Here is a 13,435-nt window from a genome sequence, read left to right as displayed (position 1 = left end):
CCTGACCGCGACCGCGCGCACGCACGGATTCACGACGCCTACGGGGGCATCATCACCATGACAACACCGGACAACGACAAACTCGTCGATTACCTCAAGCGCCTCACCGTCGACCTCCACCAGTCCCGTCAGCGGGTCCGCGAGCTGGAGGCCGGCACGGACGACGATCCGATCGTGATCGTCGGCATGGGGTGCCGATTCCCGGGCGGGGTGGACTCGCCCGAAGCGCTGTGGCAGGTCGTCGCCGAGCAGCGCGACGTGATCTCCGGGCTCCCGACCGACCGGGGCTGGGACCTCGACGGCCTCTACCACCCGGACCCCGACCACTCCGGCACGTCGTACGTGCGCAACGGCGGATTCCTCCACGAGGCCGCCGAGTTCGACCCCGCGTTCTTCGGGATCTCGCCCCGTGAAGCGCTCTCGATGGACCCCCAGCAGCGGCTCCTCCTTGAGGTGTCGTGGGAGGCCCTGGAGCGGTCCGGCATCACCCCCGGATCGCTGCACGGCACGTCGACGGGCGTGTTCCTGGGTGCGATCGCCCAGGAGTACGGTCCGCGGCTGGGTGAGGCGGGTGCGGGCGCGACCGGGTTCGGGCTGACGGGAACCACGTCGAGTGTCGCCTCGGGCCGGGTGGCGTACACCCTGGGCTTACAGGGCCCTGCGCTGACGGTCGACACCGCTTGTTCGTCGTCCCTGGTCGCACTGCACCTGGCCGTACGTGCGCTGCGGTCCGGGGAATGCTCGCTCGCCCTCGCGGGTGGTGTGACCGTGATGTCGACACCCGGCATCTTCGTGGAATTCTCCCGCCAGCGAGGCCTCGCAGCCGACGGCCGGTGCAAGTCCTTCTCCGCCGACGCGGACGGTACGGCGTGGGCCGAGGGTGTCGGCGTCCTCGTCGTGGAGCGGCTCTCGGACGCACGACGACTCGGGCACAAGGTGCTGGCCGTCGTCGCCGGTACCGCCGTCAACCAGGACGGCGCCTCCAACGGACTCACCGCACCCAGCGGACCCGCACAGGAACGAGTCATCCGCGCCGCCGTGGCCGACGCCGGAGTGTCGTTCTCCGGAGTCGACGCCGTCGAGGCCCACGGCACCGGCACCGTCCTCGGCGACCCCATCGAGGCACAAGCCCTCCTCGCCACCTACGGCAGCCAGCGCGAGGGTGACCGGCCCCTGATGCTGGGATCGCTCAAGTCCAACCTCGGCCACGCCCAAGCCGCCGCCGGAGTCGGCGGCGTCATCAAGATGGTCATGGCACTACGGCAGGAAGAGCTGCCCGCCTCGCTCAACGTGAGCAAGCCCAGCGAACTCGTCGACTGGGCCGGAGGCGGCGTCGAGGTCCTGACAGACTCCCGGCCGTGGCCCGCCACCGAGGACAGGACCCGACGGGCCGGCGTCTCCTCCTTCGGCATCAGCGGCACCAACGCCCACGTCATCCTCGCCGAAGCACCGACGGCCGAGCCGGGCACCGAGGACGTCACGGAGCGTCCCGAGGCAGGCCTGCCATGGATGGTGTCGGCGCGTTCCGCCGACGCGCTCGCTCAGGCCGCCGGACGGTTGGCCGAGTACGTACGGGCGCGGCCCGAGCTCAGCACGGCCGATGTGTCCTACTCCCTGGCCACCGGCCGCTCGGTCTTCGAGGCACGGGCCTCCGTCCCTGGCACCGACGGACGGGACGGGCTCCTCGCAGGCCTCGACGCGCTCGCTTCCGGCGAGTTCGAGAGCCAGAACGACGTGTCGCCTTCCCGTGTCGTGTTCGTGTTCCCGGGGCAGGGGTCGCAGTGGGTCGGAATGGCGGTCGAGCTGCTGGACTCCTCCCCCGTCTTCGCCCGCGTCATCGAGGAGTGCGAGACAGCACTCACACCCTTCGTGGACTGGTCCCTGACCGCGGTCCTGCGCAGCCAGGACGGCGCACCCGGTCTCGACCGCGTCGACGTCGTCCAGCCCGCCTCCTGGGCCATGATGGTCGGCCTCGCCGCACTCTGGCGCGCCGCCGGCGTCCACCCGATGGCCGTCGTCGGCCACTCCCAAGGCGAAATCGCCGCCGCAGTAGTCGCCGGCGGCCTGTCCATGGAAGACGGCGCCCGCGTCGTCGCCCTCCGCTCCAAAGCACTGCGCGTACTGTCCGGTGGCGGCGGCATGGCCTGGATGAGCCTCCCCGAAACCCAGACCCAGGAAATCCTCACCGCCTGGCCCGGACACCTCTCCGTCGCAGCCGTCAACGGCCCCTCCTCCACCGTCGTCGCCGGCCGACCCGAAGCACTCGACGAACTCCTCGCCCACTGCGAGACCACCAACATCTGGGCCCGCCGCATCCCCGTCGACTACGCCTCCCACTCCGCACACGTCGACCAGATCCAAGACACCCTCGCAAACGAACTGAAGGACATCACCCCCCGCACGGGGCACATCGCCTTCCACTCCACCGTCACCGGCAGCCCACTCGACACCAGCGAACTGGACTCCGCCTACTGGTTCCGCAACCTGCGCAACAAGGTCCGCCTCACCGACGTCATCGAACAACTCGCCGCACCCGACCTCGTGTTCATCGAAGTCAGCGCACACCCCGTCCTCACCTCCGGCATCTCGGAAACCATCGGCGACACCGGCGCCGCCGTCGGCACCCTGCACCGCCACAACGGCGCACTCCACCGCTTCGTGGAATCCGCCGCCGAAGCATGGACCCACGGCACCACCATCGACTGGCCGACACTCCTGAACCCCTACCACCCCCACACCGTCGAACTCCCCTCCTACCCCTTCCAACGCCACCACTACTGGCTCGAACCCACACCCGCCGCTACCGATGCCCGCGGACTGGGTCTGGCCTCGGCAGGGCACCCGCTGCTGGGTGCCGTGGTCGAACTCGTCGAGGAGGACCGGCTGGTGTACACGGGGCGGCTCGCCCTCGACACGCAGCCGTGGCTCGCCGATCACGCCGTGCACGGCACCGTGCTGCTGCCCGGCACCGCGTTCCTCGAACTCGCGATGGCCGTGGGCGCCCGGATGGGCTGGCGGAAGCTCGCCGAACTCACCCTCCAGGCCCCGCTGGTGCTCCAGCCCGGCGAAGCCGTACAGCTCCGGGTGACCGTCGAACCGCCGACCGCGAACGGGCAGCGGGAGCTGGCCGTGCACTCCCGGCCGCAGGACGCCGACCCGGGTGCCCCCTGGACACGGCACGCCGCGGCGCTGCTCGACATCGACGAGGACACCGCGGACTTCGACCTCGTCGAGTGGCCGCCGCCCGGCGCCCACGAGATCGACGTCGAGTCCCGGTACGAGACGCTCGCGGAAGCGGGTTACGACTACGGTCCCGCCTTCCAGGGCCTGCGTGCCGCCTGGCGCTCCGGCCGTGACGTCTACGCCGAGGTGGGTCTGCCCGCCGAGCTGGACGGCACCTCGTTCGGGGTGCACCCGGCGGTGCTGGACGCGGCCCTGCACGCGGTCGGCCTGCTGCGCGAGGACGGCGGAACCGTTCTGCCCTTCTCCTGGTCCGGCGTGACCCGCTACACCGAGGGCGCGGACGCCCTGCGGGTGTGGCTCGGCGCGAGGGGCGAGGACGGGGTGACGCTGCGCGTCACCGACGGCGAGGGAAAGCCCGTACTGTCCGCGGAGTCCGTCACGATGCGGCCGTTCACCGCCGACCTCGCCGCCGGACGGACAGGCAACTCGCTGTTCCGGCTGGAGTGGCAGCCGGTCCCGGCGGCCACGGTCGACGCCGAGGTGTGTCTGGTCGCGGACCTGGCCGAGGTCCCGGACCCCGTACCCCAGCTCGTCGGTGTGCGATGTCCGGGCTCATCGCAGGACTCGCACAGCACGGGAGTCGGCCTCGCGGAGGACGCACATCAGGCGGCGAGCTGGGCGCTCGGTCTGGTCCAGGAGTGGCTGGCCGATGCCCGCTTCACCGGTTCGCGGCTGCTGGTACTGACCGACGGCGCCGCCGGCCCCGACGTCAGGAACCCCGCCCAGGCCACTGTGTGGGGCCTGATCAGGACCGCACAGTCCGAACACCCCGACCGTTTCTCCCTGTTGGACTCGGACGAGGCCCATCAGGACGGCACCGTGCCCGGGGCCGTACTCACCGACCCCCAGCTCGCCCTGCGGGTGGGCACGGTTCTCGCCCCTCGGCTGGTCCGGCACGCCACCGTCGCCGACCCGGCCGGTTCCACCCGGCTCGATCCGGAAGGCACCGTGCTCATCACCGGCGGAACCGGGGTGCTCGGCGCGTCGGTCGCGCGGCACCTGGTCACCGAGCACGGTGCTCGCCGTCTTCTCCTCGTCAGCCGTCGCGGCGCCGACGCGCCCGGCGCCGAGGAACTCTCCGCCGAACTGGCCACGTTGGGGGCGGAGGTCGTACTCGCCGCCTGCGACACCGCCGACCGCGACGCGCTCGCCCAGCTGCTGGCCGACGTACGGCTCACCGCCGTCGTCCACACCGCGGGCCTCCTGGACGACGGCGTGGTCGAGACGATGACCGCGGACCGGCTCACCGCGGTACTGCGCCCCAAGGTGGACGCCGCCGCGCACCTCGACGAACTGACCGCGGACCAGGACCTCGCCGCGTTCGTCCTGTTCTCCTCGGTGGCGGGCGTGCTCGGAAACCCGGGCCAGGCCAACTACGCCGCGGGCAACGTCTTCCTCGACGCGCTCGCCGCCCGCCGTCGCGACGCCGGCCTCCCCGCGACCTCGCTCGCCTGGGGCCTGTGGGCCGAACGCACCGGCCTCACCGGCCACTTGGACGATGGCACCCTGTCGACCCGAGGCATCGCCCCGCTCTCCACGGAGCAGGGGCTCGAACTCCTCGACCGGGCGCTCGCCGACGACCGGGCCATGCTCGTGCCGGCCCGCCTCGACCCGGCCGCGCTGCGCACCGACGCGCTCAACGGAACCATGTCCCCGGTCCTGCGCTCGCTGGTACGGGTCCCGCAGCGGCGCCCCGGCGAGTCCGGCCTGCGCCGCAGGCTCGGCCGGATGTCCGAGGAGGAGGGCAGCCGCCTGCTGCTCGACCTCGTACGCACCCAGCTCGCCGCCGTCATCGGCAGCGACTCGTCGGACGGGATCGATCCGGACCAGCCGTTCAAGAGCTTCGGCGTCGACTCGCTCCTCGCGGTGCAGCTGCGCAACCGCCTCAACTCCGCCACGGGCCTGCGCCTTCCGGCCACCCTCGTCTTCGACCACCCCACGCCGGCCGCCGTCGTCGACTTCACGCTCGCGCTCGCGCGGGAACGTGCCGAGAGCGCCGCCCCTCAGCCCGCCGGCTCCGTCGCCCCACGTACGGACCGCACCGACCGTGCGGACGACGATCCGATCGTGATCGTCGGCATGGGGTGCCGATTCCCGGGCGGGGTGGACTCGCCCGAGGCGCTGTGGCAGGTCGTCGCCGAGCAGCGCGACGTCATATCGGGCTTCCCCACCGACCGGGGCTGGGACCTCGACGGGCTCTACCACCCGGACCCGGACCACTCCGGCACGTCGTATGTGCGCACCGGCGGATTCCTCCACGAGGCCGCCGAGTTCGACCCCGCGTTCTTCGGGATCTCGCCGCGCGAGGCACTGGCGATGGACCCCCAGCAGCGGCTCCTCCTTGAGGTGTCGTGGGAGGCCCTGGAGCGGTCCGGCATCGCACCCGGATCGCTGCACGGCAGCGACACCGGTGTGTTCGCCGGGGTGATGTACCACGACTACGGCGGTGGCGGCCGGCTTCCGGAGGAGGCCGAAGGCCACTTCCTGACCGGCACCGCCGGCAGCGTCGCCACCGGCCGGGTGGCGTACACGCTGGGCCTGCAGGGCCCTGCCCTGACGGTGGACACGGCCTGCTCGTCGTCCCTGGTCGCACTGCACCTGGCCGTACGTGCCCTGCGGTCCGGCGAATGCTCGCTCGCCCTCGCCGGCGGCGCCGCGGTGATGTCCACCCCCAACACCTTCATCGAGTTCTCGCGTCAGCGGGGTCTCGCGGCCGACGGTCGCATCAAGTCGTTCTCCGCCGATGCGGACGGTACGGCGTGGGCGGAGGGTGTCGGCGTCCTCGTCGTGGAGCGGCTCTCGGACGCACGACGACTCGGGCACGACGTGCTTGCGGTGGTCGCCGGTACCGCCGTCAACCAGGACGGCGCCTCCAACGGACTCACCGCACCCAGCGGACCCGCACAGGAACGAGTCATCCGCGCCGCCGTGGCCGACGCCGGAGTGTCGTTCTCCGGAGTCGACGCCGTCGAGGCCCACGGCACCGGCACCGTCCTCGGCGACCCGATCGAGGCACAAGCCCTCCTCGCCACCTACGGCAGCCAGCGCGAGGGTGACCGGCCCCTGATGCTGGGATCGCTCAAGTCCAACCTCGGCCACGCCCAAGCCGCCGCCGGAGTCGGCGGCGTCATCAAGATGGTCATGGCACTGCGCCATGGCGAAGTACCCGCCTCCCTCAACGTGAGCAAGCCCAGCGAACTCGTCGACTGGGAGTCCGGCGGCGTCGAAGTACTCACCGAGGCACGCCCCTGGCCTGCCACGGAAGGGAGGGTCCGACGGGCCGGCGTCTCCTCGTTCGGCATCAGCGGCACCAACGCCCACGTCATCCTCGCCGAAGCACCGACGGCCGAGCCGGGCACCGAGGACGTCACGGAGCGTCCCGAGGCAGGCCTGCCATGGATGGTGTCGGCGCGATCGGCCGACGCGCTGGCCGAGGCCGCGGGCCGGTTGGCCGAGTACGTACGGGCGCGGCCCGAGCTCAGCACGGCCGATGTGGCGTTCTCGCTGGCCGCGAACCGTTCCGCCTTCGAGTCCCGGGCCATGGTCCCCGCCGCCGAAGGACGGGACGGACTCCTCGCGGGCCTCGACGCACTCGCCTCCCGCGAGGTCGACGCGGTCGCCGCGGCCGTCTCCGGTGCGAAGCCGGGGCGCGCCTCGGGTGCTTCTGTCGTGTTCGTGTTCCCGGGGCAGGGGTCGCAGTGGGTCGGAATGGCGGTCGAGCTGCTGGACTCCTCCCCCGTCTTCGCCCGCGTCATCGAGGAGTGCGAGACAGCACTCACACCCTTCGTGGACTGGTCCCTGACCGCGGTCCTGCGCAGCCAGGACGGCGCACCCGGTCTCGACCGCGTCGACGTCGTCCAGCCCGCCTCCTGGGCCATGATGGTCGGCCTCGCCGCACTCTGGCGCGCCGCCGGCGTCCACCCGATGGCCGTCGTCGGCCACTCCCAAGGCGAAATCGCCGCCGCAGTAGTCGCCGGCGGCCTGTCCATGGAAGACGGCGCCCGCGTCGTCGCCCTCCGCTCCAAAGCACTGCGCGTACTGTCCGGTGGCGGCGGCATGGCCTGGATGAGCCTCCCCGAAACCCAGACCCAGGAAATCCTCACCGCCTGGCCCGGACACCTCTCCGTCGCAGCCGTCAACGGCCCCTCCTCCACCGTCGTCGCCGGCCGACCCGAAGCACTCGACGAACTCCTCGCCCACTGCGAGACCACCAACATCTGGGCCCGCCGCATCCCCGTCGACTACGCCTCCCACTCCGCACACGTCGACCAGATCCAAGACACCCTCGCAAACGAACTGAAGGACATCACCCCCCGCACGGGGCACATCGCCTTCCACTCCACCGTCACCGGCAGCCCACTCGACACCAGCGAACTGGACTCCGCCTACTGGTTCCGCAACCTGCGCAACAAGGTCCGCCTCACCGACGTCATCGAACAACTCGCCGCACCCGACCTCGTGTTCATCGAAGTCAGCGCACACCCCGTCCTCACCTCCGGCATCTCGGAAACCATCGGCGACACCGGCGCCGCCGTCGGCACCCTGCACCGCCACAACGGCGCACTCCACCGCTTCGTGGAATCCGCCGCCGAAGCATGGACCCACGGCACCACCATCGACTGGCCGACACTCCTGAACCCCTACCACCCCCACACCGTCGAACTCCCCTCCTACCCCTTCCAACGCCACCACTACTGGCTCGAACCCACACCCGTCACAGCGGCCCCCGCCGGCGCGCCGCGATCGGTGGTGCCGGCCGCCGAGTCCGAAAGCCTGTTGGGCGCACGACTGCCGTCGTCGCCGCTCGCAGAGGCGCAGTTCTCCCCGCGACTCGACGCGTCGGCGCACCCCTGCCTCGACGACTTCGTGGTCGGCGGTCGGCCGGTGGTCAGCGCCGGCGTGTTCGTGGAGTCGCTGATCGAAGCGGTCACCGAGCTCGTCGGGCCGGGACCGGTGTCCGTCGAGGACCTGGAACTGCCCGTCGATCTGGCGCTCGCGCCGGCCATCACCGAGCGTGCGGCTCAACTCACCGTCAATGGAACCCAGTTCGACTACTACGCGCAGGACTCGGCCGGTGGTTGGCAGCTGCACGCGCGGGCCCGGGTCCAGTCGGGCGCGGCGGCCGCGCCGACGGTGGCGCTCGCGGCGGGTGGGTCAGGCCGCGAGCTGACCGGCGACGAGTTGTACCGGCTGCTGTGGCAGCGGGCCCTGTATCTGGGCTCCGCCGCCCGCTGGGTGGAGCGGATCAGGCTCGGCCGGGGCGAGGCCACCGCCGAGATCCGGCCCGCCGTGCCCGGTGAGGCAGAGCCCTATGTGATACACCCCGGACTCGTCGACGCGATGTTCCAGACCGCGCTGGCCTGCTTCCCCACGGACGGCCCGGCCCTCGTGCCGGTCGGTCTCGACCGCTTCGTGCACTACGACCGCGGCGGTCCGCTCGACGGGCTCCGATGTCACGCCGAACTGTTCGACGGCGGTACCCGGGCACGTATCCGGCTCGTCTCGGCGAACGGCCGGCTGGTCGCCGAGGCCGACGGCGTGCGCTTCACCCCCGTCCCGACCCGGCCGGTGGCGGAACCCGAGACGGCACAGGCACCCACGGCGCAAGCCGTACCCGAGGCTGTACGGGCGCCCGCTCCGGCACCCGAGCCGCGCCCGCGCGTCGCGGCCCCGGCGGCCACCACCACGGCCCCGGCATCGGCATCGGCATCCGCAACCGACCTGACGCCCGCCATCGCACCCGAGGCAGTCGGGGCCTTCGTGACCCGCACGGTCGCCCGGGCGATGGGCACCACGGCGGCCCGGCTCGACGCCCGGCAGTCGTTGCAGGCGCTCGGTCTGGACTCGCTGATCGCGATGAGGATCCGGACGACGCTGAACAAGGAGTTCGACGTCCTGCTGCCGATGACGGCGTTCCTCAACGGCCGCAGCACAGACGACCTCGCCGAGGACGTACTGTCCGCCCTCGGGTCCGAAACCGACACCGACACCAGCTCCGGCACTGACACTGAAACCGGCACTGACTCCGGCACCGGCACCGGCACCGGCACCGGCACCGAAGCGGAACAAGAGGCGGAGACCCCGCAGGCATCCGGCGACGCAGCCACCACCGCCGACGGGGACGACGCGGAGCGCTACGAGCCGTTCGGTCTGACCGACCTCCAGCAGGCGTATCTCGTCGGCCGTGGCGACGCCTTCGAACTCGGCAACACCTCCACCTACTTCCAGATCGAGATCGACCTGGAGAACGTGGACCTGGACCGGCTCGGCTCGTCCTTCCGGGCGATGATCGAACGCCACGACATGCTGCGGGCGGTCTTCACCCCCGAGGGCGAGCAGCGCGTGCGGCGCGATGTCCCGGCCTATGTGATCCGTGAGACCGACGTCTCCGCCCTGGATCCGGCCGCGCGCGAGGCCGAACTGACCGCGGTGCACGAGGAGATGCGGCATCAGGTCTTCGACACCTCCCGCTGGCCGCTGTTCGACGTGCGGGTGACCCGGATCGACGACCGGGTGATCCGGCTGCACGCCGGGTTCGACGCCCTGATCATCGACGGTTTCAGTACGTCGATCCTGTTCAAGGAGTGGGCCGCGCGGTACCGCGGTGAGACGCTGCCCGAACTGAGCCTGCGTTACCGGGACTACGTCCGGGAGGCCCGCGCCCTTGAGGGTGGAGCCGAGTACGACCGGGCGCTCGCCTACTGGCGGGATCGGCTCGACACCCTGCCGCCCGCGCCCCAACTGCCGCTGGCCGTCGATCCGTCGAGCCTGGACCGGCCGGTGTTCAACCACCGTGGCGCGACGCTGCCGAAGGAGGACTGGGACCGGTTCAAGCAGCACGCCGCGACAGCCGGGGTCAGCCCCTCCGCGGCCCTGTGCACCGCGTACGCGCAGGTGATCGCGGAGTGGAGCGCCACTCCCGACTTCTCGCTGAACCTGCTCTACTTCAACCGGCTGCCGTTGCATCCGCAGGTCGGTGACGTCATCGGCCAGTTCTCCACGACCCTGATGTTGGAGATCCGTGACTCGGCCGGCGACGCGTTCGCCGCTCGCGCCGCCGACGTGCAGAACCGGCTGTGGAGCGACATGGAGCACAGTCAGGTCAGTGGTGTGCAGGTGCTCAGGGAGCTGAACCGGGCCCGGGGCGCCTCGATGCGGGCCGCCGCGCCGGTCGTCTTCACCAGCCTGGTCAACCTCGGGGGGCAGCAGGACGCCGAGCAGGGCGGAGTGGTGCGGTACCTGGCCGGGATCGGTGAGAACGGCCGCCAGGTGAGCAGCTCGGTCCGCACCCCGCAGGTGTGGCTCGACCACCAGGTGGTCGAGGAGGCCGGTGAACTCCACCTGAACTGGGACGTGATCGAGGAACTGTTCCCGGCGGGCTGCGTCGACGCGATGTTCGCCGCCTACCAGGGGACGCTGCGGGACCTGTCCCGTGACCCGGAGGCCTGGCAGCGGCCCAGGCCCGCCCTCGTACCGGCCGCCGACCTGGATGTACGGGACGAGGCCAACGCCACCGACGGGCCCGTACCGGAGGGGCTGCTGCACGACGCGGTCCTCGCCCGGGCCGCGGCCACGCCCGACGCGCCCGCGGTCATCTCGCGAGCGCTGACCCTGACGTACGGGGAGCTCGACCGCAGGTCGCACCAGGTGGGGCAGCGGCTGCGCGCTCAGGGTGCCGGTCCCGGTGACCTGGTGGCGATCGTCATGGACAAGGGCTGGGAGCAGGTCGTGGCGGCTCTCGGCATCCTGCGGGCCGGGGCGGCGTACGTCCCGATCGACGCCCGGGTGCCCGCCGAGCGGCTGCACGTGCTCCTTGAGAGCGCCGGGATCGGCCGCGTCGTCACCCAGCCGTGGGTGGACGACACGGCCGACTGGCCGCAGGGCGTGGCCAGGACCGTGGTGCGGGCCGACGACGAGGGTGGGGAGGGAGAGGCGGAGCCGCTCGGCCCGTCCGGCGCCAAGGCCACGGACCTCGCCTACGTGATCTTCACCTCGGGCTCCACGGGGCTGCCCAAGGGCGTGATGATCGAGCACGGCGCGGCCCTGAACACGGTGGTCGACGTCAACGAGCGTTACGGCGTCACAGCGGCGGACCGGGCACTCGGACTGTCCGCGATGCACTTCGACCTGTCGGTCTACGACGTGTTCGGCCTGCTGTCGGTGGGCGGCGCGCTCGTGCTGCCCGAACCGTCCGCGCACCGCGAGCCCGCCCGCTGGGCGGAGCTGGTCACCGAGCACGGGGTGACGATCTGGAACAGCGTGCCCGCGCTGATGGAGATGTTCACCGAGCACGCCCTCGCGAACCGGCTCACCGGGCTGCCGCTGCGGCTGGTCATGATGAGCGGGGACTGGATCCCGGTGACGCTGCCGGGCCGGATCCGACTGCTGCTGCCGGACGCCGGGTTGTGGAGCCTCGGCGGCGCCACCGAGGCGTCGATCTGGTCGATCCTGCACCCCATCGGGGAGGTCAGGGACGACTGCGTGAGCATTCCCTACGGCAAGGCGATGCGTAACCAGCGCTTCCATGTGCTCGACAGCGCGATGCGGCCCTGTCCCGTGTGGGTGCCGGGCGACCTCTACATCGCCGGGGTCGGTCTGGCCCGCGGCTATCTGAACGACGAGGCCAAGACCCGTGCCGCGTTCCTGCACCACCCGGTCACCGGCGAACGTCTCTACCGCACGGGCGATCTGGGGCGATTCCTGCCGGACGGCACCATCGAGTTCCTCGGCCGGCAGGACTCCCAGGTCAAGATCCAGGGCTACCGCATCGAGCTGGGCGAGGTGGAAGCCGCGCTCACCCAGTGCGAGGGGGTACGGGCCGCCGCGGTCGTCGCGGCGGGCGAGCAGCACGGACCCAAGCGGTTGATCGCCTACGTCGTCCTCGACGACGGCCGGGACGACAGTGAGCAGCGGATCACCGAGGCGCTGCGCAAGCAGGTCCCGCAGCATCTGGTGCCGCAGCGCATCCTGGTCCTGGACGAACTGCCGCTCAGCGACAACGGGAAGGTCAACCGGGCGGCGCTGCCCGCGCCCGACGAGATCGGGGTCGAAGGCGCCGGGTTCGTCGCGCCCCGCGACGACGTGGAGCGCCGGCTCGCCGACATCTGGGCGGAGTTCTTCGGTGTGACCGAGATCGGGGTGACGGCGAGCTTCTTCGACCTCGGCGGGGACTCCCTGCTCGCGGTGCGGCTGATGGCCAGGATCGCCCGCGGTCTGGGCCGCAGCCTGCCGCTGTCCACCCTCTTCGCCCGGCCGACCATCGAACTGCTCGCCCGGGCGGTCCGGGAGGCCGGAAGCGGCGAGGAGGGCCGCAGGGCGCTGGTGCCGGTACGCACGACCGGCTGGCGGACTCCGCTGGTGTTCGTCCATCCGGTCGGCGGTGACGTGCTCTGTTACGCGGAGCTCGCCGAACTCCTCGGCCACGACCAGCCGTTCTACGCCCTGCAGCTGCCGGACACGGAGCTGCTCGACGTCGAGGACATGGCCGCCCACTATGTCGCGGCGGTCCGCGAGGCGCTGCCCGAAGGCCCGTACAGGCTCGGGGGCTGGTCGATGGGCGGGGTGATCGCCCTGGAGATGGCGGCCCAGCTCACCGCGGCGGGCGCCGAGGTGGACCTCCTGGCCGTGGTCGATCTGATGGAGCAGCCCGGTCCGGCCGGGGGCGCGCCCGTCTCCGACGAGGTGCTGCTGTCCTGGTTCGCCCGGGACCTGGCGGGTCTGGCCGGAGTGGACTGGGTACTGGCCCCGGGGGTGTTCGACGGGCGCCCGCCGGTGGAGGTGCTGCACGCCGAGGCCCGTGCCGCGGGGGCGTTGTCCGAGGACATCGACCTCGACACGCTGAGTTCCATCGTCGGCCGGTTCCAGAGCAACTACCGGGCCCTCCTGCGGTACGCGCCCAGCGGCTTCGCCGGGCGGGTGCTGTCGCTGCGGGCCGCCGACGGCGGTGCGACGGTCGAGACCGCGTCCCGCTGGATGGAGTACTTCCCCGGCGACGCCACCCTCGTCGACGTCCCCGGCGACCACTACACGGTGATGCGGGGCGAGCGGCTGCGCGTCCTGGCCGCCGAGCTGAGCCGGGCGCTCGACGCCCACTGACCCGAACCGGCCGGACCGCCGCTCCGGCGGCCCGGCCGGTCCACCCGGACCTGGACCCCGCGGGTGCCGCGGGGTCCAGGTCCGAGAAGTGAGGACA

General features: G+C 71.8%; 1 protein-coding gene. It reads left to right on the top strand.

All coding sequences use genetic code 11. The annotated features are described in order from the left end of the window. Positions 1-57: 57 nt before the first annotated feature. Entirely contained in the window at positions 58-13,338 is a 13,281-nt protein-coding gene (locus OG514_RS24995) for a non-ribosomal peptide synthetase/type I polyketide synthase (RefSeq protein WP_266898426.1), read from the top strand. Positions 13,339-13,435 lie beyond the last annotated feature (97 nt).

Source organism: Streptomyces sp. NBC_00572, assembly GCF_026341815.1.
Taxonomy (GTDB): domain Bacteria; phylum Actinomycetota; class Actinomycetes; order Streptomycetales; family Streptomycetaceae; genus Streptomyces.
Note: the sequence above shows the minus strand (reverse complement) of the source record. Positions and strands in the feature narration are given on the sequence as shown.